Source organism: Brevundimonas sp. NPDC090276 (assembly GCF_044772165.1).
Lineage (GTDB): Bacteria > Pseudomonadota > Alphaproteobacteria > Caulobacterales > Caulobacteraceae > Brevundimonas.
The window spans coordinates 80,423-102,667 of record NZ_JBIVYK010000001.1 but is presented as its reverse complement, the minus strand read 5'-3'; the positions used below and the strand labels follow the sequence as shown (position 1 = coordinate 102,667).

The following is a 22,245-nucleotide window of genomic DNA, read 5'->3' as shown; positions in this document are numbered from 1 at the left end:
GACAGAAGGGCGGGATCGAAAGGTCCCGCCCTTTTTCTATGCGCGCTGCTAGCCGCCGATTTCCCCCACCTCGCGCCCCGCCAGCCGCGCGCCTTCAACCACCGCCGGGTCCGACTGCGCGGTGTCCAGAAGCCAGTCGCGGAAGCGGGCGATCTTGGGGGTCAGGCGGCGGGCGGGCGGGTAGCAGACCCAGTAGCCCTCGGCCAGGGCGACGGTCTGGGCGAAGGGGCGCACCAGCAGGCCGCGCTCGATCTCACGCGCGTAGAGAATCGGCGAGCCCAGGGCCACGCCCTGATCGCCCAGAGCCGCCGCCACCTCCATGGCCTGATTGTCAGCGGTCAGGCGCGGCGGCGGGGCCGCGTCGGCCGGCGCGACCGCAGCGGCGGCGAACCAGGCGGCCCATTCGTTCGGCTCGCCGACCAGATGGGCGCGCTTCAGGTCGGCGGGGACCTGCAGGTTCAGCCTGTCGCGCATGGCCGGGGTGCACATGGGGGTGAAGACAGCGGGCATCAGGAAGCGGCTCTCCAGCCCCGGCCACTGGCCCGAGCCGAAGCGCAGGGCCACGTCCAGCCCGTCGGCGCCCAGCATGGACAGGGTCGGGCTGGTGTCCACCCGCACCGCCAGATCGGGGTTCTCCAGTTGGAAGGACCCCAGCCGCGTCGCCAGCCACTGGGTCGCCAGGGTCTGAAGCGTCGTGATGGCCAGCACGCCCTGATCGGCCTCGACCACATCGGCCACGGCCCGCCGCAACAGGGTCATGGCCTCGATCGCCGCCGTGGCCAGCCGCTCGCCCTCCGGCGTCAGCGACACCTGCCGCACGCCGCGCACGAACAGGGGCCTGTCCAGCCGCTGCTCCAGGTCGCGGATGCGCCAGCTGACCGCCGCCTGGCTCATGCCCAGGGCCTCGGCGGCGCGGGTGAAGCTAAGCAAACGCGCGGCGGTCTCGAACACCCTCAGGGCGTCGACGGGAATGCGAGAGAGGACGTCAACCATAAGCAAGCCTTATGCGTGAACTCTATCGTCTCGTTTGTGAACGCCCCGCGTCAACTGCATATTCAGGCTTCACGAAAGGAGGACGACCGATGGACTATATCTACAGCACTCATAAGGAACCCGCGTGGGGCTGGATCGGCGCCCTGCTGGACGCCCGCAAGGCTTCTGCACCCGCCGCGAGCCGGCCTGTCGCCGCGCCCGGGCCGAAGCTGCGCCCGCGTCGCGCCGCCGCCTGATCTTAGACCGTGCCGCCGCGACACGGCGTCGCGGTCAGACTTTCCGCCGCCGGAACGGTTTGCGCCGCTCCGGCGACCTTGGCCATAAGGACCCCTTCATCGTCACCGAGGGGGCTCCGCCGATGCGCCGCACCAATAATTTCCCGACCTTCGCCGCCGCTGCCGCCCTGGCCGCCGTCAGCCTGATCGTCGCCCTGCCTGCCGAGGCCCAATCCCGGAGCGACGCGCGCCGAGGCGCCGCCGCCGTAGCGCCCGCCGCCCTGACGCCGCGTGCCGCGCCTGCCGTGCAGCGCGCCCTGACCTTCGCCGCCACGCCCGGTCAGGCCTCGGGCGCCCTGGTCCTGCCTCTCGGCGCAGAGGCCGATCTGGCCACGCGCGGCGCCGCCCTGACCCCAGCGGCGCGCGAAGCGATCGCCGCTGCCCTGAGCGCCGCCCGCTTCGACTACAAGACGCGCCAGACCCTGAGCCTGTACGGCGTGGGTGGCTGGGACCGGATCCTGATCGTCGGCTTGCCGAACGACGCCAAGGCCGCCGACGTCCAGACTGCCGGCATCGTCGTCGGTCGCGCCCTGATCGCCCAGCCGGGCGCTATGACCGTCCTGACTGCTGGTCTATCCGCCGACAACGCCGCCGAGTTGGCGACTGGCCTCGGCCTCGGCCAGTACCGTTCCGACCTGCACCGCAGCACAGGCCGCGACGCTGCTGCGCCGAGCGCCATCACCCTGGTTGCTGACGACGCCGCAACCGCCCAGGCCGTCTACCGTCGTGGCACCGCCCTGGTCGAGGCCATGGCCTGGACCCGCGACATCTCCAACGAACCCGCCAACGTCATCTACCCCGAGAGCTTCGTCGAGCGCGCCCGCGCCGCCTTCGCCGGCGTGCCCGGCGTCGAGATCGAGGTGCTGGACGTTCCCGCCATGCAGGCGCTCGGCATGGGCTCGCTGCTCGGGGTCGGCCAGGGCTCGCCGCGTCCGCCGCGCCTGCTGGTGGTGCGCTACAAGGGGCAGGGCGCGCCGGACGCCGGCCCCGTCGCCCTGCTGGGCAAGGGCATCACCTTCGATTCCGGCGGCATCTCGATCAAGCCGGGCGCCAACATGGGCAATATGAAGATGGACATGTCCGGCGCCGCCAGCGTCGTCGGCGCCGTCCTGGCCCTGGCCAAGGCGGGCGCGCCGGTCGATGTGGCCGCCGTCGCTGCTCTGGCCGAGAACATGCCCGACGGTAACGCCATCCGCCCCGGCGACGTCCTGACCGCCATGAACGGCAAGACCATCGAGGTCATCTCGACCGACGCCGAGGGCCGTCTGGTTCTGGCCGACGCCGTGGTCTGGGCCGACACGCGCCTGAACCCCGCCGCCATCGTCGACGTGGCCACTCTGACCGGCTCGGTCGGCGGGGCGCTCGGCAATGACTACGCCGGTCTGTTCAGCCGCCACGACGCCCTGGCCGACCAGTTGAAGATCGCGGGCGACGCCACCGGCGAGCGCCTGTGGCGTCTGCCGCTGCACCCCTCCTATGCCGCGGCCACCAGCACCCCGATCGCCGACATCAAGAACTCCGGCGAGGGCGGCGCGGGCGCGGGCACCGGCGCCCACTTCATCGGCTATTTCGCCCGCCCCGAGACGCCTTGGGCTCATCTGGACATCGCCAACATGGCCTACGGCGGCGCCAGCGACGTCAAGCCGGCGGGCTCGGCAGGCTTCAGCGTGCGCCTGCTGGAACGCTTCGTGCGCGACTTCCAGCCGGTGGCGAAGGAGAAGGGGACCGGCGGCTTCTAAACCGCCGCGTCCTTCAATCGATGGCGACGATCTCGACCGACTGGGCCGCCACGCTTGCTTCGTCGCCGACCCGTTTGCCCATCAGGGCGCGGGCCAGGGGCGAGACGTGGCTGACGCTGCCCTGGGCGGGGTCGGCCTCGTCCTCGCCGACGATGCGCCAGGTCTGGGTGCGTCCGTCATCGCGCTCGATGGTCACCGAGCCGCCGAAACGCACCCGCCCGTCCGGCGTCGTCTCCAGCAACTGGGCCGAGGCCCGCCGCGCCGACCAGTAGCGCAGGTCGCGCGTGGCCCGGGCCATGGCGGTGCGGTCGGCCTCGATCGCGCCCTTGACCTGCGCCCCTGAGTAGGCGGCCCGCGCCGCCGCCAGTTCGGCCTCGATCTGGGCCAGCCCTGCGGCTGTCACGTGGTTGGGGTGGGGCGAGATCGGGCGGTCCACCAGGTCGGCGGCCGTGGCTTCCAGATCTTCTTCTCGGGTGAAGGCGACGCTCATGAGGACAGAGCGTATGCCGTTCGCGGACGTTCCGGTCTAGGAAGGCGTGATGACTGACGCGCCTTCCTCCACACTCCCGACTGTCGCCGTGATCGGCGCCGGCCCCGCCGGGCTGATGGCTGCTGAACGGCTGGCCTCGGCAGGCCTGCGCGTCACGGTGCATGAGCGGATGCCCTCGGTCGCGCGCAAGTTCCTGATGGCCGGGCGCGGCGGGTTGAACCTGACCCATTCGGAGCCGCTGGCGCCGTTTCTGAACCGCTATAACGTCCCGGCGCGGGCGCGGGTCGCCGGATGGCTCGACGCCTTCTCGCCCGCTGACCTGACCGCCTGGGCCGAGGGGCTGGGACAGGAGACCTTTGTCGGTTCGTCGGGCCGGGTATTTCCCAAGGCCATGAAGGCCTCGCCCATGCTGCGGGCCTGGCTGGCGCGGTTGGAGGGATTGGGTGTCGAGATCCGCGTCCGCTCGCGCTGGACCGGCTGGAAAGACGGCGCGCTCACGTTCGACACGCCCGAAGGCGAGCGGATCGAGCGCCCCGACGCCGTGCTCCTCGCGCTCGGCGGCGCCAGTTGGGCCCGGCTGGGTTCCGACGCCGCCTGGATTCCGGCGCTGGAAGACGCGGGCGCCTTCGTGGCCCCTTTCCGCCCCGCCAACGTCGGCTTCGACGTCGTCTGGTCGCCCCTGTTCCGCGACCGTTTCGCCGGCTGGCCGCTGAAGGGCGTGGCCTTGACCCACGCCGGACGCACCGTGCGCGGCGAGGCCATGATCGCCGCCTACGGAGTCGAGGGCGGGGCGATCTACGCTTTGTCGTCGGCCCTGCGCGACACCGTCGAGCGCGACGGAACAGCCAAACTCACCATCGATCTGCGCCCCGAGCAGTCGACGGAGACCCTGACCCGACGCCTGTCCAGGCCGCGCGGCAAGGACAGTCTGTCCAACTGGCTGAGGAAGGCCGCCCATCTGGACGCGCTCGCCGTCGCCCTGCTGCGCGAGGCCGGACCCTTGCCGAGCGAGCCCGAGGCGCTGGCGGCGCGCATCAAGGGCGTCACCCTGACCCTGACCGATGTGCAGGGCCTGAGCCGCGCCATCTCCTCGGCGGGGGGCGTGGCGCTGAACGCCGTGGACGACGGCCTGATGCTGACGGCCCGCCCCGGCGTCTTCCTGGCGGGCGAGATGCTGGACTGGGAGGCGCCGACCGGTGGCTATCTGCTGCAGGCTTCCTTTGCCTCGGGCGTCGTGGCCGCGAACGGCGTGATCGACTGGCTCCAGGCGCGTTGACCGACCAAAGGCAGGGGTCGACAGGCGGATCGCGAGGGGGCAGCGTGCTGGTCTTTCCAAGCTGAGATCGAGTGCGCCTGATGTCGATGCCCCGTTCCGCCGCCTTCGGCCTGATCGCCGTTCTGATGACCTCGACCTCGGCCCTGGCCCAGGCGGCGCCGCTCGGTCGTGTCGACCCGGTCCGGCTCAGCGAGGCGACACGGGTTTTGGCCTCGGACGAATTCGAGGGCCGCGCCCCGGTCACGCCGGGCGAGGACAAGACCATCGAATGGCTGACGCAGCAGTTTCAGGCCCGAGGCCTGGAGCCTGGCGGGCCCGACGGCTCCTGGGTTCAGGTGGCCCAGGTCAGCCGCACCAGTCAGGACGGCCCGGCGACGCTCAGCGTCACCGCCAATGGACAGACCACCGCCCTGCATCGGGCGACCGACGTCATCGTCTCCTCGGACCGCCCGGTCAGCCATATCTCGCTCAAGGACGCGCCTCTTGTCTTCGTCGGCTATGGCGTGGACGCGCCGGAACGCGGCTGGGACGACTACAAGGGCGTCGATCTGACCGGCAAGATCATGCTGGTTCTGGTCAACGACCCCGACTTCGGCGCGCCGGAAGGGCACCCCGTGGCGGGTCAGTTCGACGGCCAGGCCATGACCTTCTATGGCCGCTGGACCTACAAGTTCCAGGTTGCGGCGGCGCATGGAGCGGCGGGTGTCCTGGTCATCCACGACACGCCGGGCGCGGGTTATCCCTGGTCAACGCTGCAGAACTCCTCGACCGCGCCCAAGTTCGACATCGTCCGCGCCGATCCGGACAAGGAGCGCGTGGCGGCCCAGGGCTGGATTCAGGGCGCGGTCGCCGAGAAGCTGTTCCAGGACGCCGGGCTCGACTTCGCGGCGCTGAAGGCCCAGGCGCGCACGCCTGACTTCCGCCCCGTGGCGCTGGACGGCGTCACCATGTCCATCGACTTCGGCCAGAAGGCCGACCGGGTGCAGACCCGCAACGTCATGGCCCGCCTGCCCGGCGCGACCCACCCGGACGAGACCGTCATGTTCGGCGCCCACTGGGACGCCTATGGCCGCGCCACGCCGAAAAACGGCGACGACATCTATAACGGCGCCGTCGACAACGCGACCGGCGTGGCCGCGGTGCTGGAGCTGGCTCGCCTGTTCGCCGAGGGCCCGCGCCCCGAACGCTCGACTGTCTTCGTCAGCTGGGCGGCGGAAGAGACGGGTCTGCTGGGGGCCGAATACTACGCCGCCAACCCGGTCTGGCCGCTGGAGACGACGGTGGCCAACATCAACATGGACAGCCTGCTGCCGGGCACCGAGATCGACCCGAACATCGTCGTCATCGGCGCGGGCAAGAACGACCTGGACGACCGGCTGGCCGTCTTCGCTGGACGGGAGGGCCGCCGCCTGATCCCCGACCCCGCGCCCCAGGCCGGGGCCTTCTATCGCTCGGACCACTTCCCGCTGGCGAGGAAGGGGGTGCCCGCCCTGTTCGCCGCCGCGGGCTTCACCGGCCACAACGCCGCCAGCCGCGACTATGTCGCCAATCGTTATCATCAGCCTACGGACGAATGGACGCCGGAGTGGAAGATGGACGCCGCCGCCGCCGATGTTCAGCTGCTGTATGAGGTCGGCTCGGCATTAGCCAATTCGCGCGACTGGCCCGCGTGGAAGCCGGGCGACGAGTTCGAGGCGGCGCGCAACGCCTCGGCCGAGGCGCGCAAGCCGTGACCCCGACCGCCTGACGCGCTAGACCCCGCCTATGACCCAAGCGCCCGATATCCACGGCCTCTGCCCCGCCCGATTCAATGCGGTGAAGGACGCCTTCGCCGCCAACTTCACCGACGCGCCCGAGGGGCTGAACGAACTGGCGGCTCGTTTCAGCGTGACCATCGACGGCGAGGTTGCCGTGGACCTGTGGGCCGGGTCGGCGGATACGGCGGGACGCACGCCCTTTGCCGAGAATACGCTGGTTCCCGTCTTCTCGACCGGCAAGGCGGTCATGGCCCTGATGATCGCGCGCTGCGTCGACAAGGGTCTGCTGTCCTATGAGGACCGGGTCGCCGACCACTGGCCGGCCTTTGGGGCTGCGGGCAAGAACCGGCTGACCGTCGGCCAGCTGATGAGCCACCAGTCGGGCCTGCCGGGCTTCGACGGCGGGGTCGAGCCCGAGATCTGGTTCGACCGCCAGGCGGTGCTGGACAGGCTGGCGGCTCAGGCGCCGCTGTGGGAGCCCGGCACGGCCTCGGGCTATCACCCCATCACCATCGGCTATCTGGCGGGCGAGCTGTTCCGCATCGTCGACGGGCGGACCATGGGCACGGCCCTGCGCGAGGACTTTGCCCGGCCCTTCGACCTGGACCTGTGGATCGGGCTGCCCGAAAGCGAGCACGGGCGGGTGGCGCAGATGCGCAAGCCGACCGCCGCCCCGGACCTCGGCCCCATCGACGCAGTCAAGAAGGCCGCCTTCCTCGACCGGGGCTCAGCGCCGGGCGGGCGCGGCTCGACCGAATGGCGCATGGCGGAGATCCCCTCTGCCAACCTGCACGCCACGGCCAGGGATCTGGCGCGGATGATGTCGGTCATCGCTACCGGCGGCGTCTTGGATAACCTGCCCGTCCTGTCGCAGCAGACGCTGAGTCAGGCGACGCGTGAGCGCATCCACGGCCAGGACAGGGTCCTGCCCTATGTCATGAGCTGGGCGGGGGGCTTCACCCGCAACGAGGGGCTGAATGTCTTTGGGCCGAACCCGCTGGCGGTCGGCCACTGCGGCTGGGGCGGGTCCATGGCCTTCGCCGATCCGGCGGCGAGGGTTTCGGCGGCCTATGTCATGACGCGTCAGTCGCCGCACCTGATCGGCGATCCGCGTGCCCTGCGGCTGGTCGAGGCGCTCTACGCCGCGCTTTAGTCCTTACGCGTCAGGGCCCCAGGCCAGCTGGTCGTGAACGATGCGCCAGCCGTTCTCGGTGCGGCGCAGGACGCGGGTGAACAGGCCGCGATGGGTCTTGCCTTCGCGGCGCATGACGACGCGGCCCGAGACCACAGTGGTGTTGACGTCGAACTGCAGGGTCTCGAACCACTCATAGGTCATCTGACCCAGGCCGCCGGGCTGGGCGGCGCGGGCCTCCAGAGCGGCGCGCACGGCGTCGGGCCCCTTGACCGGGGTGTCGCCGAGGAAGACCAGCAGGGGCTCGTCGTTGACATAGGTGGCCATCACGGCCTCGACATCGCCCGACGACCAGGCCTCGGCGGCGGCGTCCAGGGTGTTGCTGACCGCGTCGAAGGTCTCGGCCGTCGTCGGCACGGCCACCGGCGGGGTCGAGGCGGCGGGCGCTTCGCTCCGGGCCGTGCGGATGACCTCATCCCCTCCCCCTTGCATCCCTATGCTCTGGGCGCAGGCGGACGAACCGGTCGCCAAGGCGACGGTCAAGGCGAGGGCGGCGAGGGAGCGGGCGCGGATCATCGCCCTTTCTAGGCTGGAACCGCGTCGGAGCTCAACGCGAAGGACGCGCTTCCTCGTCCAGCGCCGCCATGCGGTCCTCGGCCGGGTCGTCCAGCAGGCCGGGCTCCGGCGCGACGATGGTCTCGGCGGTGCGGCTGGCGCGGCGCACCTTCACCACCGCTCCCATGGCGAAGACGGCGGCGCCCAGCCAGATGAAGGCGAAGGAGGCGATGCGCAGCGCGCCGAGCGCCTCGCCCTGCATGGCGCCGATGAAGAAGACGATGGTCGGGGCCAGGAACTGCAAAAAGCCCATGCTGGACAGGGGCATGCGCCGCGCCGCCCAGGCGAACAGGGCCAGGGGGATGACCGTGGCCGGACCGGCGAACAGCAGCCAGAAGGTGGCGGCGGGCGAGGCGGTGAAATGCCCCTGCCCCGTCGTCTCGATGAAGATCACCCAGGCCAGGCCGGGGGCGGCCAGCAGCAGGCACTCCATGAAGAGGCCGGTCTGGGCCTCGACCGAGACGCGTTTGCGGATGATGCCATAGGCCGCGAAGCTGAAGGCCAGCAGCAGGGACACCCAGGGGGCGTGGCCCAGGGCCAGGGTCTGCAGCACCACGCCGACGGCGGCCAGACCGATGGCGGCGGCGCCGAAACGGTCGATCCGTTCACGGAACAGCCAGGCCCCGGCGGCCATGTTGAGCAGGGGATTGAGATAATAGCCGAGCGAGGCGTCCAGGGTCCGCCCGTTGTTCACCGCCACGACATAGGTGGTCCAGTTGGTGGCGATCAGCACCGCCGACAGGGCCAGCCAGCCCAGGACCTTGGGCTGGCGGAAGACGGCGACGACCTGGGTCCACTGGCGGGCGATCAGCACCAGCAGAAGCGCCCAGAGCAAGCCCCAGACGGCGCGGTGGCCCATGATCTCCCAGGCGTCGGCGCCCTGATGCGCCATCTGCTGGAAGACCAGGGGGATGAAGCCCCACAGAAGGTAGCAGCCCACCCCCGCCATCAGGGCGGCGCGGGCTTCGGACGAGTTGGCAGAGGGGGACGCGGTCACTGGGCGGACCTTTCGGCCACCGCCGCGCCAAACGCGACGGAGGCTTCAGAGAAACACTAAAGCCCCTCAAGCAGCCCCGCGCTGTGCGCGGGGCGTTAGGGGCCCCTTCTTACACCGTCAGGCTGCGATAGCCGCTCGACGGGCTGATGGTGCCGGTTTCGTCCAGCAGCTGGGCGATCTGGACGGCGTTCAGGGCCGCGCCCTTGCGCAGGTTGTCGGAGACGACCCAGAAGGACAGGCCGTTCTCGACGGTCGGGTCCTTGCGGATGCGGCTGACATAGACGGCGTGCTCGCCGGCGGCGTCGACGGGGGTGATGTAGCCGTCGTGCTCCAGCTTATCGATGACCAGAACGCCGGGGGCTTCGCGCAGGATTTCGCGAGCCTCGTCCGGCTCGATCGGGCGATCGAACTCGACCGTCACGGCCTCCGAGTGACCGACGAAGACCGGCACGCGGACGCAGGTCACGGTCAGCTTGATCGAGGGGTCGATCATCTTGTGGGTCTCGTCCCACATCTTGGCTTCCTCGTCGGTGTAGCCGTCGTCGCGGAAGGAGCCGATGTAGGGGATGACGTTGAAGGCGATCTGCTTGGGGAACTTCTTCGGCGTGGCGTCGCCCAGGCCGTAGATGGCCTTGGTCTGGTTCCACAGCTCGTCCATGCCTTCCTTGCCGGCGCCCGACACGGATTGATAGGTCGAGACCACGACGCGCTTGGCCTTGGCCGCGTCATGCAGGGGCTTCAGCGCCACGACCAGCTGGGCGGTCGAGCAGTTGGGGTTGGCGATGATGTTCTTCTTCTTCGCGTCCTTGACCGCGTCCGGGTTCACTTCCGGCACGATCAGCGGCACGTCCGGGTCCATGCGGAAGGCCGAGGAGTTGTCGATGACGATGGGACCGGCCTTGCCGATCTTTTCCGACCATTCCTTGGACACCTTGCCGCCAGCGCTCATCAGCACCAGGTCGACGGTGGAGAAGTCGAACTGCTCCAGGTCCTCGCACTTCAGCGTCTTGTCGCCAAAGGCCACCTCGACGCCCTTGGATTTTCGAGAGGCGATCGCGTGCATCTGGTCGACGGGGAAGTTCAGTTCCTCGATGATGTTCATCATTTCGCGACCGACATTGCCGGTGGCGCCAACGACGGCGACGCGATAGCCCATGATCAGAATATCCTTAGAAGGGGCGCTGGGGAGAAAAGCGGTTCTGCATTTGGGTCTTTCGCAGGCGCGAAGCAACCGGTTTTCACCAAATTCCTGCGTCAGAAGGCATGAAACCGCTCCGCCTTTCCTGATCGGCCCCTTGGGGCTATGCCGCTGACCATGACTTCTCGTATCCGCAACGCCTACGACATCCGCGTCGAAGAGGGCGTCATCGCCCCCGATCCGAAGCAGCTGGAGCTGCTGGCCTCGCTGGAGCGGCTGGAGGCGGACCTGGCGAAAAAGGGCCTGTTCGGCCGCCCGCCTGAGGTCAGGGGCATCTACATCTGGGGGCCTCCCGGTCGCGGCAAGTCCATGCTGATGGACCTCTTCTATTCAGCCACGCCGGAGCAGAAGAAGGTCCGCGCTCACTTCCACGCCTTCATGGCCCGCATCCACGATCTGGTGAAGCAGTGGCGTGAGGGCGATCCGCGCACGCGCAAGGCGGTGTTCGGGACAGCAAAAGGCGACGACCCCATTCCGCCGATCGCGGCCCTGATCGCCTCCGAAGCCCGGCTGCTCTGCTTCGACGAGCTGCAGGTCACCGACATCGCCGACGCCATGATCCTGGGCCGGTTGTTCGAGGCCCTGTTCGAGAAGCGGGTGGTCCTGGCCGTAACCTCGAACCGCGCGCCGGAAGACCTCTACAAGAACGGCATCAACCGCCAGCTCTTCCTGCCCTTCATCGACATTCTGCGCGAACGTTGCGAGGTGGTGGAGACGGCCGGGGCGCGCGACTTCCGGCTGGACCGCATGGCCGGGGCGCAGGTCTGGTTCTCGCCCCTGAGCGACGCTGCGCGCGAGGGCTTCGAGACCCTGTGGTCGGACCTCAAGGGCGGCGAGCCCGAGGAGCCGGTGGCCCTGCCGGTGCTGGGGCGTCAGGTCCGGGTGCAACGCACCGTCGGCGGCATGGCGCGCGCCAGTTTCAACGAGCTGTGCGGCTCCCCCCTGGGGCCGCAGGACTATCTGGCCATCGCCCGGCGCTTCCACACCCTGTTCCTGTCCGATGTGCCGAGGCTCAGCCCGGCCAACCACCACGAGGCGCGGCGTCTGGTGACGCTGATCGACGCCCTCTACGAGGCCAAGACCCGGCTGGTGGTCCTGGCCGAGGCCGAGCCGGAAAGCCTCTACGCCGAGGGTGTCGGCGCGTTCGAGTTCGAGCGCACGGTGTCGCGCCTCAACGAGATGCGCAGCGCGTCCTGGCTGAAACAGAGGGGCGACGAAGATGAGGCGCCGGAGCCGGTTCACGCCTGACACGCCCCTCTCCACGCGTGAAAAAGGGCCGCACCCGAAGATGCGGCCCTTTCCAATTCAGGCGCCTAAGCGCTCAAGCAACGAGCCGCCGCGCGGCTCGCGCTAGCACACTATCAAGCCAAGGAAGGTTCAATGTCCTTGCAAGCCTGGATCAGGCCGTTCACCGATTCCACCGACTTGGCGAACATGGCCTTTTCGTCGTCGTTGGTGGTGAACTCGACGATCTTCTCGACGCCGTTCGCACCGATGAGGGCCGGGACGCCGACGTAGAGGTCGGACAGTCCGTACTCGCCCGACAGCCAGACGGCGCAGGGCAGGACGCGCTTCTGGTCCAGCAGGTAGGACTTGGCCATCGCAATCGCGCTTTCGGCCGGGGCGTAGAAGGCCGAGCCGGTCTTCAGCAGGGCCACGATCTCGCCGCCGCCCTTGCGGGTGCGCTCGACGATGGCGTCCAGGTCGGCTTGCGACAGGAAGCCGGCGGCGACGGCGTCCGGCAGCGGCAGGCCGCCCACGGTCGAGTGGCGCACCATCGGCACCATGTCGTCGCCGTGACCGCCCAGGGTCCAGGCGTGGATGTCCTGCACCGAGACGCCGGTCTTTTCAGCCAGGAAGTAGGCGAAGCGGGCCGAGTCCAGCACGCCGGCCATGCCGACGACCTTCTCCTTGGGCAGGCCCGAGAACTTCTGCAGGGCCCAGACCATGGCGTCGAGCGGGTTGGTGATGCAGATGACGAAGGCGTTGGGGGCGTGCGCCTTGATGCCCTCGCCGACAGCCTTCATGACCTTCAGGTTGATGCCGATCAGGTCGTCGCGGCTCATGCCCGGCTTGCGCGGCACGCCGGCGGTGACGATGCAGACGTCGGCGCCCGCGATGTCGGCGTAGTCGTTGGCGCCCTTCAGGGCCACGTCCTGACCGAAGACGGCCGAGGCCTCGGCGATGTCGAGGGCTTTGCCTTGCGGCGTGCCTTCGGCGATGTCGAACAGGATGACGTCGCCCAGCGCTTCGCGCGCGGCCACGTGGGCCAGGGTTCCGCCGATCATTCCGGCGCCGATAAGGGCGATCTTCGCGCGAGCCATAGAGGTCTCTCCAGTCGATGTTGCGTGTGCGAAACGGTACTCGATGTCGGGCGGTCTAGACCCGCAGCGGAGCGGGAGCAAGCGTCGGGCGTTGCGCCTTTGGTCGGCCCCTGCGAGGGTCGCCTGGACCCAGAGGGGCATGATGACCACCACGGAAGACGATCGACAGCATGAGGCGCGCGTCCTCACGGAAGCCGAGGCCTGGCGCGAACGCCAGCTGCGCCGCCCCGGCCTGTGGGACATGACCACCCGCGCCACCCAGGACCGGATCAACCGGATCATCCCCGAGCGGGTGCACCAGATCGTGACCTCCGGCGTCGAGCTGACGACGCGGGGCATCATGACCGGGGCCGACTGGACCACGGCCAAGCCCCTGCTGCACGGTAGTCTTCGCAAGCGCGAAGAGCTGATCCAGACCCGCGTTGATTTCTATCGCACCACGGCCAGCGTCGAGGGCGGGGTGGCGGGGGCGGGCGGCTTCCTGTTGGCGGCGGCGGATTTTCCCGCCCTGCTGGCCATCAAGGTCAAGCTGCTGTTCGAGATCGGCGCCCTCTATGGTCATTCCGGCAAGAGCCTGTCTGAGCGGCTGTTTCTGCTGCGCATCTTCCAGCTGGCCTTTTCCAGCGCCCGGCATCGGCCCGAGGCCCTGGCGGCGCTGGAGGCGGCGGGGCGCGGTCTGCACCAGCCCGAACGCATCGAGGACTTCGATTGGCGCAAGTTCCAGCTGGAGTACCGCGACTACATCGACCTGGCCAAGCTGGCCCAGCTGATCCCGATCATCGGGGCGCCGGTCGGGGCCGTGGTCAACTGGCGGCTGACCACGCGGCTGGCGACGACGGCGATGAACGCCTACCGCCTGCGCTGGTTCGAGGACGAGCATCTGACATGACTGATTTCAAAGCTGACGCCGCCTTTGAGGCCGGGTCCGTCTTCGCCGCCGACTGGCCCCTGTGTCAGGTGCGGTTGCAGGACGACGCCCGCTTTGCCTGGCTGATCCTGCTGCCCCGCGTCGACGGCGCGGTCGAACTGGACGACCTGAGCCGCGATCAGCGCGCAGCCCTGATGGAGGAGATGGTGCGGGCCGGCGAGGTAGTGCGCGCCCTGGCTGAGGCGACAGGCCGACGGGTGGACAAGCTGAACACGGCGGCCCTGGGCAACGTCACCCGCCAGTTGCACGTCCATGTCGTAGGTCGCCGCCGCGACGACGGCCTGTGGCCCGATCCCATCTGGGGGCGTCCCGGCGCGGTTCGTCTGTCCGAGGACGATCGCGAGACCTTGTTGCGAGCGATTCGCGAGGCTTGATCAGGAAAACGCGATCCGTGGCGCTTATACGGCCCGGTTCGTTGACACCCGCCCTTTGCGGTCACTAAAGCCTATCGCACTGCAACCGGACCTGTTTTTCCACAGGTTTTTTGAGAATCATTCGCATGTCGAACCTTCCCCAGGGTGCGGGCGACCCGACTGGCCGCTACGTCCGCCATCCCAATGGCCATGTGGCGCCGATGTCGCCTTTCACCGACGTCTGGCGGTGGCACGTGACCATGACGGCCTCCATCCTGTTCCGCGTCACCATCGGCGCGGCCACGGTCGGCGCCGTCCTGCTGCTGGCCTGGGTCGCGGCTGTCGCCGCCGGGCCTGAAGCCTACGCCAAGGTTCTGGCCTGCTCGGCCTCGCCGTTCGGCCTCTTCATCTGGTTCGGCCTGTCGCTGGTGGTCTTCTCCTTCCTGCTGAACGGCGCCCGCCACCTGATCAACGACGCCGGCAAGGGCCTTGATCTGAAGTCCGCCAATCTGATGGCCAACATCGCCGTCTGGGGCCCCCTGGTCCTGACCGTGCTGTTCTGGGTCGTCCTGTTCGCCGCCGGAAAGGTTTCGCTGTGAGCGCCGCCCCCAAGTTCAAGAACAACGTGAAGATCTCCGAGCGCCACGGCGCCGGTGAATGGAAGATCGAGAAGCTGGCGCTGCTGGCCCTGATGCCGCTGGGCCTGTGGGTCCTGTCGTCGGGCTTCACCCTGGCCGGCGCCGGCTATGAAGCGGTCGCCGCCTGGTTCGGCAACGCCCTGAACGCCGGCCTGCTGGGCCTGACGGCGATCGTCTTCTTCCTGTTCGCCAGCCTGGCCTGGAAGGTGATCATCGAGGACTACGTCCCCGCGCCCTCGGCCCGGACGACCCTGATCAACCTGTCGAACCTCGTCTTCCTCGTGCTGGCCGCCGCCAGCATCTTCTTCATCGTGCGTGTGGCGATGGGCTCCGCCCCGCTGCCCGCCGGAGTCTGATCCCGTCATGGCTGCTTACGAGCTTATCGATCACGAATACGACGTCGTCGTCGTCGGCGCGGGCGGTTCCGGCCTGCGCGCGGCGCTGGGCGCCGCCCAGCAGGGCCTGAAGGTCGCCTGCGTCACCAAGGTCTTCCCGACCCGCTCGCACACCGTGGCTGCCCAGGGCGGCATCTCGGCCTCGCTGGGCAATATGGGCGAGGACAGCTGGCAGTGGCACATGTACGACACCGTCAAGGGGTCGGACTGGCTGGGCGACCAGGACGCCATCGAATACCTGGTCCGTAACGCGCCCAAGGCTGTTTACGAGCTGGAACACTGGGGCGTGCCCTTCTCGCGCACCGAAGAAGGCAAGATCTACCAGCGCGCCTTCGGCGGCATGACCCGCAACTTCGGCGAAGGCCCGGTGCAGCGCACCTGCGCCGCCGCCGACCGCACCGGCCACGCCATCCTGCACACCCTGTACGGCCAGTCGGTCCGTCGGGAAGTGAAATTCTTCGTCGAATACTTCGCCCTGGACCTGATCATGCAGGACGGCGCCTGCACCGGCGTCACCGCGCTTCAGCTCGACACCGGCCAGATGCACCAGTTCCGCGCCAAGATGGTGGTTCTGGCGACGGGCGGTTACGGCCGCGCCTACTTCTCGGCCACCTCGGCCCATACCTGCACCGGCGACGGCAACGCCATGGTGCTGCGTGCCGGCCTGCCGCTGCAGGACATGGAGTTCGTGCAGTTCCACCCGACCGGCATCTATGGCGCCGGCTGCCTGATCACCGAGGGCGCCCGCGGTGAAGGCGGCTACCTGACCAACTCGGAAGGCGAGCGCTTCATGGAGCGCTATGCCCCGACCGTGAAGGACCTGGCCCCGCGCGACATGGTTTCGCGCTCGATGACCATCGAGATCCGCGAAGGCCGCGGCGTGGGTCCGAACAAGGACCACATCTTCCTGCACCTGGACCACCTGGATCCCAAGATCCTGCACCAGCGCCTGCCGGGCATCTCGGAATCGGCCAAGATCTTCGCCGGCGTCGACGTGACCAAGGAGCCGATCCCGGTCCTGCCGACCGTCCACTACAACATGGGCGGCATCCCGACGAACTATCACGGCGAGGTGCTGACGCTGCGCGACGGCAACCCCGACAGCGTGGTTCCGGGCCTGATGGCCGTGGGCGAAGCCGCCTGCGTCTCGGTGCACGGCGCCAACCGCCTGGGCTCCAACTCGCTGACCGACCTGGTCGTCTTCGGCCGCGCCGTCGGCCTGCGCTGCGGTGAAGTCGTCGACAAGAACTCGGCCGTGCCCTCGGCGTCCAAGGCCCAGACCGACGAGCACCTGGCTCGCCTCGATCGCTTCCGCAACGCCTCGGGTTCGACCCCGACCGCCAAGCTGCGCCTCGAGATGCAGCGCGCCATGCAGTCGGACGCCGCCGTCTTCCGCACCGGCAAGACCCTGGACGAAGGCGTCCAGAAGTTGCGCTCGATCGACGCCGCCGGTTCGGACATCAAGACCACGGACCGCGGCCTGATCTGGAACACGGATCTGATCGAGACGCTGGAATACGACAACCTGATCGCTCAGGCCCTCGTGACCATCGAAGGCGCGGCCAACCGCACGGAATCGCGCGGCGCTCACGCTCGTGAGGACTTCCCGGATCGCGACGACGTCAACTGGATGAAGCACACCCTGGCCTGGAAACGTCCGGGCGAAGGCGTCCAGATCGACTACCGCCCGGTCCACAAATACACGATGACCGACGACGTCTCGTACATCGAGCCCAAGGCTCGGGTTTACTAAGGGAGAGCAGACAGATGGTTCAACTCACCCTCCCGCGCGGCTCCAAGCCCACGACCGGCAAGGTCCACAAGGCCCCGGCCGGCGCCAAGAACGTCAAGACCTACAAGGTCTATCGCTATGACCCGGAAACGGATTCCGATCCGCGCTGGGACAGCTTCGAGGTCTCGTCCGACGATCACGGCCCCATGCTTCTGGACGCCCTGATCCACATCAAGAACGAGATCGACCCGACCCTGTCCTTCCGTCGCTCGTGCCGTGAAGGCATCTGCGGCTCGTGCTCGATGAACATCGACGGCCGCAACACCTTGGCCTGCACCAAGGGCATGGACGAGTGCTCGTCGCACAACATCACCATCGCCCCCCTGCCCCACCAGCCGGTGGTCAAGGACCTGGTGACGGACCTGAGCCTCTTCTACGCCCAGTACGACTCGATCCAGCCCTACCTCCAGTCGGACGAGCCGGACCCGGAGGCCGAGCGCCTGCAGAGCCCGGCCGACCGCGAGAAGCTGGACGGCCTGTACGAGTGCATCCTGTGCGCCTGCTGCTCGACCTCCTGCCCCAGCTACTGGTGGAACCAGGAAGAATACCTCGGCCCGGCGGCCCTGCTGCAGTCCTACCGCTGGATCTCGGACAGCCGCGATGATGCGACCCAGAAGCGCCTCGACGACCTCGAGGACCCCTTCAAGCTGTATCGCTGCCACACGATCATGAACTGCGCTCAGGTCTGCCCCAAGGGGCTGAACCCGGCCAAGGCGATCGCCGAGACCAAGAAGCTGATGGTCGCGCCGAGCCGCAAGCGCGCGGCGGCCTAAGGCTTCCAGCCTATCCATCCGATCAGCCCCCGGCGCCGTCAGGCTCCGGGGGTTTTTCATGCCCGCGATACGCCGGGGCTTGCCTCCTTCGCAGGCGAGGCTAAGACGCCTGCATGGCCAAGATCACCTACATCGAGCACGACGGGACCGAGCACACGGTTGAGGTCAAGAACGGCCTTTCCGTCATGGAAGGCGCGATCCGCAACAATGTGCCGGGCATCGACGCCGACTGCGGCGGCGCCTGCGCCTGCGCCACCTGCCACGTCTATGTGGACGAGAACTTCGCCGCCGAGACCGGCCGTCCTTCGGCCATGGAGGAGTCGATGCTCGACTTCGCCGAGAACGTCGAACCGAACAGCCGTCTGTCCTGCCAGATCCGCGTCAGCGACGACCTGGACGGCCTGATCGTACGTCTGCCGCAAAGCCAGCACTGAGATGGTCGACGCCCGGCTGCTGGACGCGGTCGGGGCCTTGATCAATGCCCATGCGCGGCCCGGCCACGTCCCGCTGATCGGGATCGCCGGGGCGCAAGGGTCGGGCAAGACCACCCTGGCCCGCGCTGCCGCCGAACAGTTCGGCGCCGCGCACCTGTCGCTGGACGACGTCTATCTGACCAAGGCCGAGCGGGAGGCCAAGGGCAGGGCGGTCCATCCTCTGTTCGCCGTGCGCGGCCCGCCCGGCACGCACGATCTGGCGCTGCTGGAGGCGACGGTGGAGGCCCTGCGCGCCGCCGGTCATGACAGCCGCACGCCGCTGCCCGCCTTCGACAAGCTGACCGACGACCGCAGCCCCAAGGCGCAATGGCCGGTCTTCGCGGGCCGCCCGTCGGCGGTGCTGGTGGATGGCTGGTGTCTGGGCGCGACGGCGCAGGCCCAGGCGGACCTCGCCGCGCCGATCAATGCGCTGGAAGTCGAGCGGGACGGGCAGGGGGTCTGGCGACGCACCGTCAACGAGGCCTTGGCCGGTCCCTATGCCGAGGTCTTCGCCCGCTTCGACGCGAATCTGTTCCTCAAGGCGCCCTCGTTCGACGTCGTGCTGGATTGGCGCTGCCAGCAGGAAGCGGAACTGATAGGCCTGCGCCCCACCGAGCTATCGCTCGAACGCCGCGCCGAACTGGCCGTCTTCATCCAGGTCTTCGAGCCCATCACCCGCCATATGCTGGCGGGCGGCGTTCGCGCCGATCTGACCTTTGCTCTGAACCTCGATCGGACGGTCAGTCCGCCGGCATCCGCCCGTAGTTGACGGCGATGCGACCGATCAGGCCCTTGACGATCAGGTCGACCGGCGTGCCCTCGCGATAATCGCCCTCGGCGACGAAGTTGACCCGATCCTCCGAGATCAGGCGGTGGATCTTGTTGTGGTCGCGCGGGGTGTTGTCGGGGTCATAGACGGCGATGGAGAAGCCGCCCTTGGTGTGCATCATCTTCATGGTCGGCACGTCGGTGTCGCCGTCGCCGAGGAAGATCATCCGGTCGAAGGGGATGGGGCGTTCCTCGTCGGGGATGAAGCGGTTGATTCGCTCGTCTTCCCAGTGGTTGTGCACGCCCTTGTTGATGCGGAACAGGTACTGGGTCTTGGTCGTGTAGTTGACGCCCACAGCGGGCCAGACAGCCACATCGTTCTCGTCATAGGCGTACTTGGACGCGAAGACGTGGGTGAAGGCCTCGGCGATGGGGCAACCCTCGATCATCTCCGTCAGGCCAGCCGAGATGATGTAGTGCTCGATCTCGAGACCGTACTGGGCGCCGAATTCGTTCATCCGGTCGAACCAACTGCCGTCGCGCAGGCCTTCGAACAGGGCTACGTCGCGGCCATGGTCGCGCAGGGCCTGACGCGTCACTGGCGCGCCCTGTTCCCGGGCCGTCTGCAACATCATCTGCATGTACATCAGGATGCCGTCGCCGTCGGCCGCGATGGTCCGGGGACGGACGGTTTCGTTCCAGAACTGGGCCGGCGTCATCCCGATGGAGGGGATGAAGCTGACTTCCTGCATATTGCCCCGCGCCAGGGTGCCGTCGAAATCATAGATGATGGCGGTCTTGAGCAGGGGGCGGGTCGTGTCGGCCATGGGGGCGTCCTAGAGGGCTTGGACAGGCCCTCTAGCACGACATGGGCGAAACATCAGCCCAGCAGCAGTTCAGGGGCCGCCGTCGGCGCCGTGGCCTCGACCGGCAGGTGGAGAATGAAGGCCGCGCCCTTGCCGGGTTCCGACTGTACCTCGGCCCAGCCGCCGTGCAGTTCGACCAGAGCCTTGACCAGAGCCAGGGCCACGCCCGGTCCGCCGCGTTCGCGTCGCACGAAACGGTCGAAGACGTGGGCCTGCAGGTGATAGGGGATGCCCCGGCCGGTGTCCTCGACCCGGATGCGGACCTCGCCGGCGCCGACCTCGGCGGCCAGGGTCACGGCCCCGCCCTCGGACACGGCGCGACAGGCGTTCTCCAGCAGGTGATCGACCGCCTGGGCAATGCGGCGGGCATCGGCGCGGACCGGCTTCAGGCGAGGCGGACAGGTAACCGTCAGGACGGCGCCGCGGCCCTCGACCTTGCCCCGCACCTTCTCGGCGCAGGCCTCCAGCAGGTCGCAGACCCGCATGTCGCCCAGGGTCAGCTCCATCTCCCCGGCGTCGATCTGGGCCATGTCGAGCACGTCGTCGATGGAGCGGGCCAGATGGCTGGCGGCGACGCGGATGGCCCCGGCGTGCTGGCGGCTGCGCTCGGGCAGGTCGCCCATGGCCTCCAGCAATTCGGAATAGCCGACGATGGTGGTCAGCGGGGTGCGCAACTCATAGGAGACGCTGCCGACGAACTCGCGCTTCAGCGCCTGGCTCTCGGCCAGCGCCGCTTCCTTGGCGGCGAGCGCCTGTTCCAGCTGACGGTGGGCGGTGACGTCGGAGAAGGCGACCAGGGTGGCGCCGTCGGGCAGGGGGCGGGTCTGCCAGGACACCACGCGGTCGTCGTCGGTCCGGCCTTCGCCCGAGATCGGCACGCGGCTTTCGGGATCGGGGTCGGCGACGCGCGCCTTCAGCCCCAGCCACAGGGCGGCGTCGTCCAGCACCGGGCGGCACAGGGCGGCCACGGCGTCGAAATCCCCGGCCTCAGCCAGCTTCTCGGCCGATACGCCCCAGAAGCTCTCGAAGGCGTCGTTGTTGAGGCGCAGCCGGCCGTCTGAGCCGAAGACGGCGACGGCGTCGTTCAGCTTGTCCAGCGTTGCGGTCTGGACCTGGATCTGGGCGTTGTAGCGGCTGCGCAGTTGCAGCTCATCGGTGATGTCCGAAAAGATCAGCAGGATGCCGCCCAGTGGGTGGGGCTGACGCACCACGCGCAGGGTGCGGCCGTCGGGCAGGGACCAGGAGTCGTCCGGCGCGGCCTGGGCGGCGCCGTAGAATTCCAGCTCGCTGGCCTTCCAGCCAGCGTAGTCGATGACCTCGGGCAGCTGGCGCTTCTGGCGCAGGCGATCCAGCAGCTCAGCGTGGGTCGGGCGTTCGTCCAGCCAGGCCGGATCGATGTTGAACAACTGCTGGAAGGCGGTGTTGTGGAAGGCCAGCCGCTTGGCCGGGCCGAAGATGGCCACGGCGTCGGCCAGATGGTTCAAGGTCTCGTCATGGGCCTCGACGTGGCGGCGCAGGGTGTCGCGCGTCTCCTCGGCCTCGGTCATGTCGATCGCGAAGGCGATGACGGCGCCGCGTCCGCCCGCAAGCGGCTCGGCCAGGATGCGCCAGGCCCGGCGGCGACCGTCCGACGACACCCAACGGAAGCCGTCCTGACGCGCGTTCAGGCGTGAGGCCTCGGCCACGATCAGGTCGGCGCCGCGATCGAAGCTGAGGCCCTGCTCATGCGCCTCGGCCAGGGTCTCGGCGCGGACTTCCGTCAGCCAGGCCTTGTTGGCCCAGATCAGCTGCCCGGCTCCGTCGACCACCCAGGTCGGGGCGGGCGAGGCCTCGGCCAGGGCGCCCAGGCCGGCGTCGGCGGCGGTTTCGGCCCCGCCCAGTTTCGACAGACGCAGCCAGGCCGAACCGCCCAGGGCGCGGCCTTCGACCGCCCAGGCGCCGTCAGCGGATTCCAGCAGGGTCTCGAACGGCTCGCCGCGCTGGATCAGGCCGTCCATGTGCCCGGTGTGGGTTTCGTTCAGCGCCCGGACGATGGCCTCGGCCGCAGCCGCGCCCTCGCGGCCCGGAGCGAGCACGGCCAGGGCCTCGGGCGCGCCGAACACCGACTGGGCCGTTCCCTCGGGCGTCAGGGCCAGCCGGACGTCGTCGAATACGTTCAGGGCGCCCTCGCAGGCGGCGGCGTGGGTGCGCTCGCCCGACAGCCAGGCCTCGACTTCGACCTCGCGCGCGCCCAGACGCTTGCGCAGCCGCCAGGCCCAGGCGCTGATCGCCAGCGCCAGGCCCGCTGCGCCCGCAGTGGCCACATAGGCGATGTCGGCCTCGGCCATCCTGTCCCCGAAAAATTCATCGAACGAAGGGCCGACCCGCACGAGGGGGCGACCGATTCGCGTTTACCATACCCTGATTGCGCGATTTGCGATGCGGCGAGACGGCCGATTGCGGCGCGCCGCCGCGCGGGCGATA

The 22,245-nt window shown here is 68.8% G+C and carries 22 protein-coding genes; 14 read left to right on the top strand and 8 right to left on the bottom strand.

The genetic code is table 11. The features are described 5' to 3' along the window. Window positions 1–48 precede the first annotated feature (48 nt). Complete coding sequence (locus ACIQTU_RS00450) at window positions 49–993, bottom strand: LysR substrate-binding domain-containing protein (RefSeq protein WP_400540715.1); 945 nt, start codon at window positions 991–993, stop codon at window positions 49–51. Window positions 994–1,082: 89 nt separating this feature from the next. Here ACIQTU_RS00450 and ACIQTU_RS00445 point away from each other — a divergent pair, with 89 nt between their 5' ends. Beyond that, on the top strand, window positions 1,083–1,229 hold the full coding sequence (locus tag ACIQTU_RS00445; protein ID WP_400540712.1) for a hypothetical protein: 147 nt from the start codon (window positions 1,083–1,085) through the stop codon (window positions 1,227–1,229). Window positions 1,230–1,351: 122 nt separating this feature from the next. Continuing rightward, window positions 1,352–3,007, top strand: coding sequence for a leucyl aminopeptidase (locus ACIQTU_RS00440; protein ID WP_400540709.1), 1,656 nt, complete (start codon window positions 1,352–1,354; stop codon window positions 3,005–3,007). A gap of 13 nt (window positions 3,008–3,020) precedes the next feature. On the opposite strand, the gene greA is transcribed toward ACIQTU_RS00440, so the two are convergent. Then, window positions 3,021–3,497, bottom strand: coding sequence for a transcription elongation factor GreA (greA, locus tag ACIQTU_RS00435; protein WP_400540706.1), 477 nt, complete (start codon window positions 3,495–3,497; stop codon window positions 3,021–3,023). Window positions 3,498–3,546: 49 nt separating this feature from the next. Here greA and ACIQTU_RS00430 point away from each other — a divergent pair, with 49 nt between their 5' ends. The 3 genes from ACIQTU_RS00430 to ACIQTU_RS00420 all read left to right on the top strand — a co-directional run bounded on the left by ACIQTU_RS00430 (window position 3,547) and on the right by ACIQTU_RS00420 (window position 7,683). Then, window positions 3,547–4,773 carry a TIGR03862 family flavoprotein gene (locus ACIQTU_RS00430; protein WP_400540703.1) on the top strand — a complete coding sequence of 409 codons (1,227 nt, stop codon included), beginning with the start codon at window positions 3,547–3,549 and terminating at the stop codon, window positions 4,771–4,773. 80 nt (window positions 4,774–4,853) lie between these two features. After that, the gene (locus ACIQTU_RS00425) at window positions 4,854–6,506 is read left to right on the top strand and encodes a M28 family peptidase (RefSeq protein ID WP_400540700.1); all 1,653 of its coding nucleotides are present in this window, start codon (window positions 4,854–4,856) and stop codon (window positions 6,504–6,506) included. Window positions 6,507–6,537: 31 nt separating this feature from the next. Continuing rightward, window positions 6,538–7,683 (top strand): serine hydrolase domain-containing protein, encoded by a 1,146-nt coding sequence (locus ACIQTU_RS00420; protein ID WP_400540697.1) that lies wholly within the window; start codon window positions 6,538–6,540, stop codon window positions 7,681–7,683. A gap of 3 nt (window positions 7,684–7,686) precedes the next feature. Here ACIQTU_RS00420 and ACIQTU_RS00415 read toward each other — a convergent pair whose 3' ends face one another. The 3 genes from ACIQTU_RS00415 to ACIQTU_RS00405 form a co-directional block, all read right to left on the bottom strand. Further along, window positions 7,687–8,238: a YybH family protein gene (locus ACIQTU_RS00415; RefSeq protein ID WP_400540694.1), complete on the bottom strand. Its 552-nt coding sequence runs from the start codon at window positions 8,236–8,238 to the stop codon at window positions 7,687–7,689. Window positions 8,239–8,269: 31 nt separating this feature from the next. Next, window positions 8,270–9,274, bottom strand: a complete 1,005-nt coding sequence (gene rarD / locus ACIQTU_RS00410) for an EamA family transporter RarD (protein WP_400540691.1) — start codon at window positions 9,272–9,274, stop codon at window positions 8,270–8,272. A gap of 109 nt (window positions 9,275–9,383) precedes the next feature. Further along, window positions 9,384–10,430, bottom strand: a complete 1,047-nt coding sequence (locus ACIQTU_RS00405; RefSeq protein WP_400540688.1) for an aspartate-semialdehyde dehydrogenase — start codon at window positions 10,428–10,430, stop codon at window positions 9,384–9,386. A 159-nt stretch (window positions 10,431–10,589) separates the two neighbouring features. Between ACIQTU_RS00405 and zapE the strand changes: the two genes are divergently transcribed. Then, entirely contained in the window at window positions 10,590–11,720 is a 1,131-nt protein-coding gene (gene zapE, locus ACIQTU_RS00400) for a cell division protein ZapE (RefSeq protein ID WP_400540685.1), read from the top strand. 113 nt (window positions 11,721–11,833) lie between these two features. Here zapE and mdh read toward each other — a convergent pair whose 3' ends face one another. After that, window positions 11,834–12,796: a malate dehydrogenase gene (gene mdh / locus ACIQTU_RS00395; protein ID WP_400540682.1), complete on the bottom strand. Its 963-nt coding sequence runs from the start codon at window positions 12,794–12,796 to the stop codon at window positions 11,834–11,836. Window positions 12,797–12,935: 139 nt separating this feature from the next. Here mdh and ACIQTU_RS00390 point away from each other — a divergent pair, with 139 nt between their 5' ends. The 8 genes from ACIQTU_RS00390 to ACIQTU_RS00355 all read left to right on the top strand — a co-directional run bounded on the left by ACIQTU_RS00390 (window position 12,936) and on the right by ACIQTU_RS00355 (window position 18,917). Continuing rightward, the gene (locus tag ACIQTU_RS00390) at window positions 12,936–13,685 is read left to right on the top strand and encodes an EcsC family protein (protein WP_400540679.1); all 750 of its coding nucleotides are present in this window, start codon (window positions 12,936–12,938) and stop codon (window positions 13,683–13,685) included. After that, on the top strand, window positions 13,682–14,098 hold the full coding sequence (locus tag ACIQTU_RS00385) for an HIT domain-containing protein (protein WP_400540676.1): 417 nt from the start codon (window positions 13,682–13,684) through the stop codon (window positions 14,096–14,098). Before ACIQTU_RS00390 ends, ACIQTU_RS00385 begins: the two co-directional genes overlap by 4 nt. A gap of 200 nt (window positions 14,099–14,298) precedes the next feature. Then, complete coding sequence (gene sdhC / locus ACIQTU_RS00380) at window positions 14,299–14,676, top strand: succinate dehydrogenase, cytochrome b556 subunit (RefSeq protein WP_292085674.1); 378 nt, start codon at window positions 14,299–14,301, stop codon at window positions 14,674–14,676. After that, the gene (locus tag ACIQTU_RS00375; protein ID WP_400540673.1) at window positions 14,673–15,071 is read left to right on the top strand and encodes a succinate dehydrogenase, hydrophobic membrane anchor protein; all 399 of its coding nucleotides are present in this window, start codon (window positions 14,673–14,675) and stop codon (window positions 15,069–15,071) included. The genes sdhC and ACIQTU_RS00375 overlap by 4 nt, the downstream gene beginning before the upstream one ends. A 7-nt stretch (window positions 15,072–15,078) precedes the next feature. After that, window positions 15,079–16,863 carry a succinate dehydrogenase flavoprotein subunit gene (sdhA, locus tag ACIQTU_RS00370; RefSeq protein WP_400540670.1) on the top strand — a complete coding sequence of 595 codons (1,785 nt, stop codon included), beginning with the start codon at window positions 15,079–15,081 and terminating at the stop codon, window positions 16,861–16,863. Between the two features lie 14 nt (window positions 16,864–16,877). Beyond that, entirely contained in the window at window positions 16,878–17,675 is a 798-nt protein-coding gene (locus ACIQTU_RS00365) for a succinate dehydrogenase iron-sulfur subunit (protein WP_300197566.1), read from the top strand. Window positions 17,676–17,788: 113 nt separating this feature from the next. Then, window positions 17,789–18,109 (top strand): 2Fe-2S iron-sulfur cluster-binding protein, encoded by a 321-nt coding sequence (locus ACIQTU_RS00360; RefSeq protein WP_297933198.1) that lies wholly within the window; start codon window positions 17,789–17,791, stop codon window positions 18,107–18,109. Between the two features lies 1 nt (window position 18,110). Beyond that, a complete protein-coding gene (locus ACIQTU_RS00355) occupies window positions 18,111–18,917 on the top strand; it encodes a kinase (protein ID WP_400540666.1) in 807 nt (268 codons plus the stop codon). On the opposite strand, the gene ACIQTU_RS00350 is transcribed toward ACIQTU_RS00355, so the two are convergent. Together ACIQTU_RS00350 and ACIQTU_RS00345 are read right to left on the bottom strand one after the other, a co-directional pair. Then, the gene (locus tag ACIQTU_RS00350) at window positions 18,889–19,743 is read right to left on the bottom strand and encodes an HAD family hydrolase (protein WP_400540663.1); all 855 of its coding nucleotides are present in this window, start codon (window positions 19,741–19,743) and stop codon (window positions 18,889–18,891) included. The two genes, ACIQTU_RS00355 and ACIQTU_RS00350, sit on opposite strands and share 29 nt — an antisense overlap. A 53-nt stretch (window positions 19,744–19,796) precedes the next feature. Next, the gene (locus tag ACIQTU_RS00345; protein WP_400540660.1) at window positions 19,797–22,109 is read right to left on the bottom strand and encodes an ATP-binding protein; all 2,313 of its coding nucleotides are present in this window, start codon (window positions 22,107–22,109) and stop codon (window positions 19,797–19,799) included. Window positions 22,110–22,245: the final 136 nt, after the last annotated feature.

Bases quoted from the DNA above. Each gene is read 5' to 3' on its own strand.
- ACIQTU_RS00445 (WP_400540712.1), top strand. From the start codon at position 1,083: ATGGACTATATCTACAGCACTCATAAGGAACCCGCGTGGGGCTGGATC.
- ACIQTU_RS00415 (WP_400540694.1), bottom strand. From the start codon at position 8,238: ATGATCCGCGCCCGCTCCCTCGCCGCCCTCGCCTTGACCGTCGCCTTG.
- ACIQTU_RS00425 (WP_400540700.1), top strand. From the start codon at position 4,854: ATGTCGATGCCCCGTTCCGCCGCCTTCGGCCTGATCGCCGTTCTGATG.
- ACIQTU_RS00360 (WP_297933198.1), top strand. From the start codon at position 17,789: ATGGCCAAGATCACCTACATCGAGCACGACGGGACCGAGCACACGGTT.
- ACIQTU_RS00440 (WP_400540709.1), top strand. From the start codon at position 1,352: ATGCGCCGCACCAATAATTTCCCGACCTTCGCCGCCGCTGCCGCCCTG.
- mdh (WP_400540682.1), bottom strand. From the start codon at position 12,796: ATGGCTCGCGCGAAGATCGCCCTTATCGGCGCCGGAATGATCGGCGGA.
- ACIQTU_RS00430 (WP_400540703.1), top strand. From the start codon at position 3,547: ATGACTGACGCGCCTTCCTCCACACTCCCGACTGTCGCCGTGATCGGC.
- ACIQTU_RS00350 (WP_400540663.1), bottom strand. From the start codon at position 19,743: ATGGCCGACACGACCCGCCCCCTGCTCAAGACCGCCATCATCTATGAT.
- ACIQTU_RS00385 (WP_400540676.1), top strand. From the start codon at position 13,682: ATGACTGATTTCAAAGCTGACGCCGCCTTTGAGGCCGGGTCCGTCTTC.
- ACIQTU_RS00345 (WP_400540660.1), bottom strand. From the start codon at position 22,109: ATGGCCGAGGCCGACATCGCCTATGTGGCCACTGCGGGCGCAGCGGGC.
- sdhC (WP_292085674.1), top strand. From the start codon at position 14,299: ATGTCGCCTTTCACCGACGTCTGGCGGTGGCACGTGACCATGACGGCC.
- ACIQTU_RS00390 (WP_400540679.1), top strand. From the start codon at position 12,936: ATGATGACCACCACGGAAGACGATCGACAGCATGAGGCGCGCGTCCTC.
- ACIQTU_RS00420 (WP_400540697.1), top strand. From the start codon at position 6,538: ATGACCCAAGCGCCCGATATCCACGGCCTCTGCCCCGCCCGATTCAAT.
- ACIQTU_RS00450 (WP_400540715.1), bottom strand. From the start codon at position 993: ATGGTTGACGTCCTCTCTCGCATTCCCGTCGACGCCCTGAGGGTGTTC.
- zapE (WP_400540685.1), top strand. From the start codon at position 10,590: ATGACTTCTCGTATCCGCAACGCCTACGACATCCGCGTCGAAGAGGGC.
- greA (WP_400540706.1), bottom strand. From the start codon at position 3,497: ATGAGCGTCGCCTTCACCCGAGAAGAAGATCTGGAAGCCACGGCCGCC.
- ACIQTU_RS00355 (WP_400540666.1), top strand. From the start codon at position 18,111: ATGGTCGACGCCCGGCTGCTGGACGCGGTCGGGGCCTTGATCAATGCC.
- sdhA (WP_400540670.1), top strand. From the start codon at position 15,079: ATGGCTGCTTACGAGCTTATCGATCACGAATACGACGTCGTCGTCGTC.
- ACIQTU_RS00405 (WP_400540688.1), bottom strand. From the start codon at position 10,430: ATGGGCTATCGCGTCGCCGTCGTTGGCGCCACCGGCAATGTCGGTCGC.
- ACIQTU_RS00365 (WP_300197566.1), top strand. From the start codon at position 16,878: ATGGTTCAACTCACCCTCCCGCGCGGCTCCAAGCCCACGACCGGCAAG.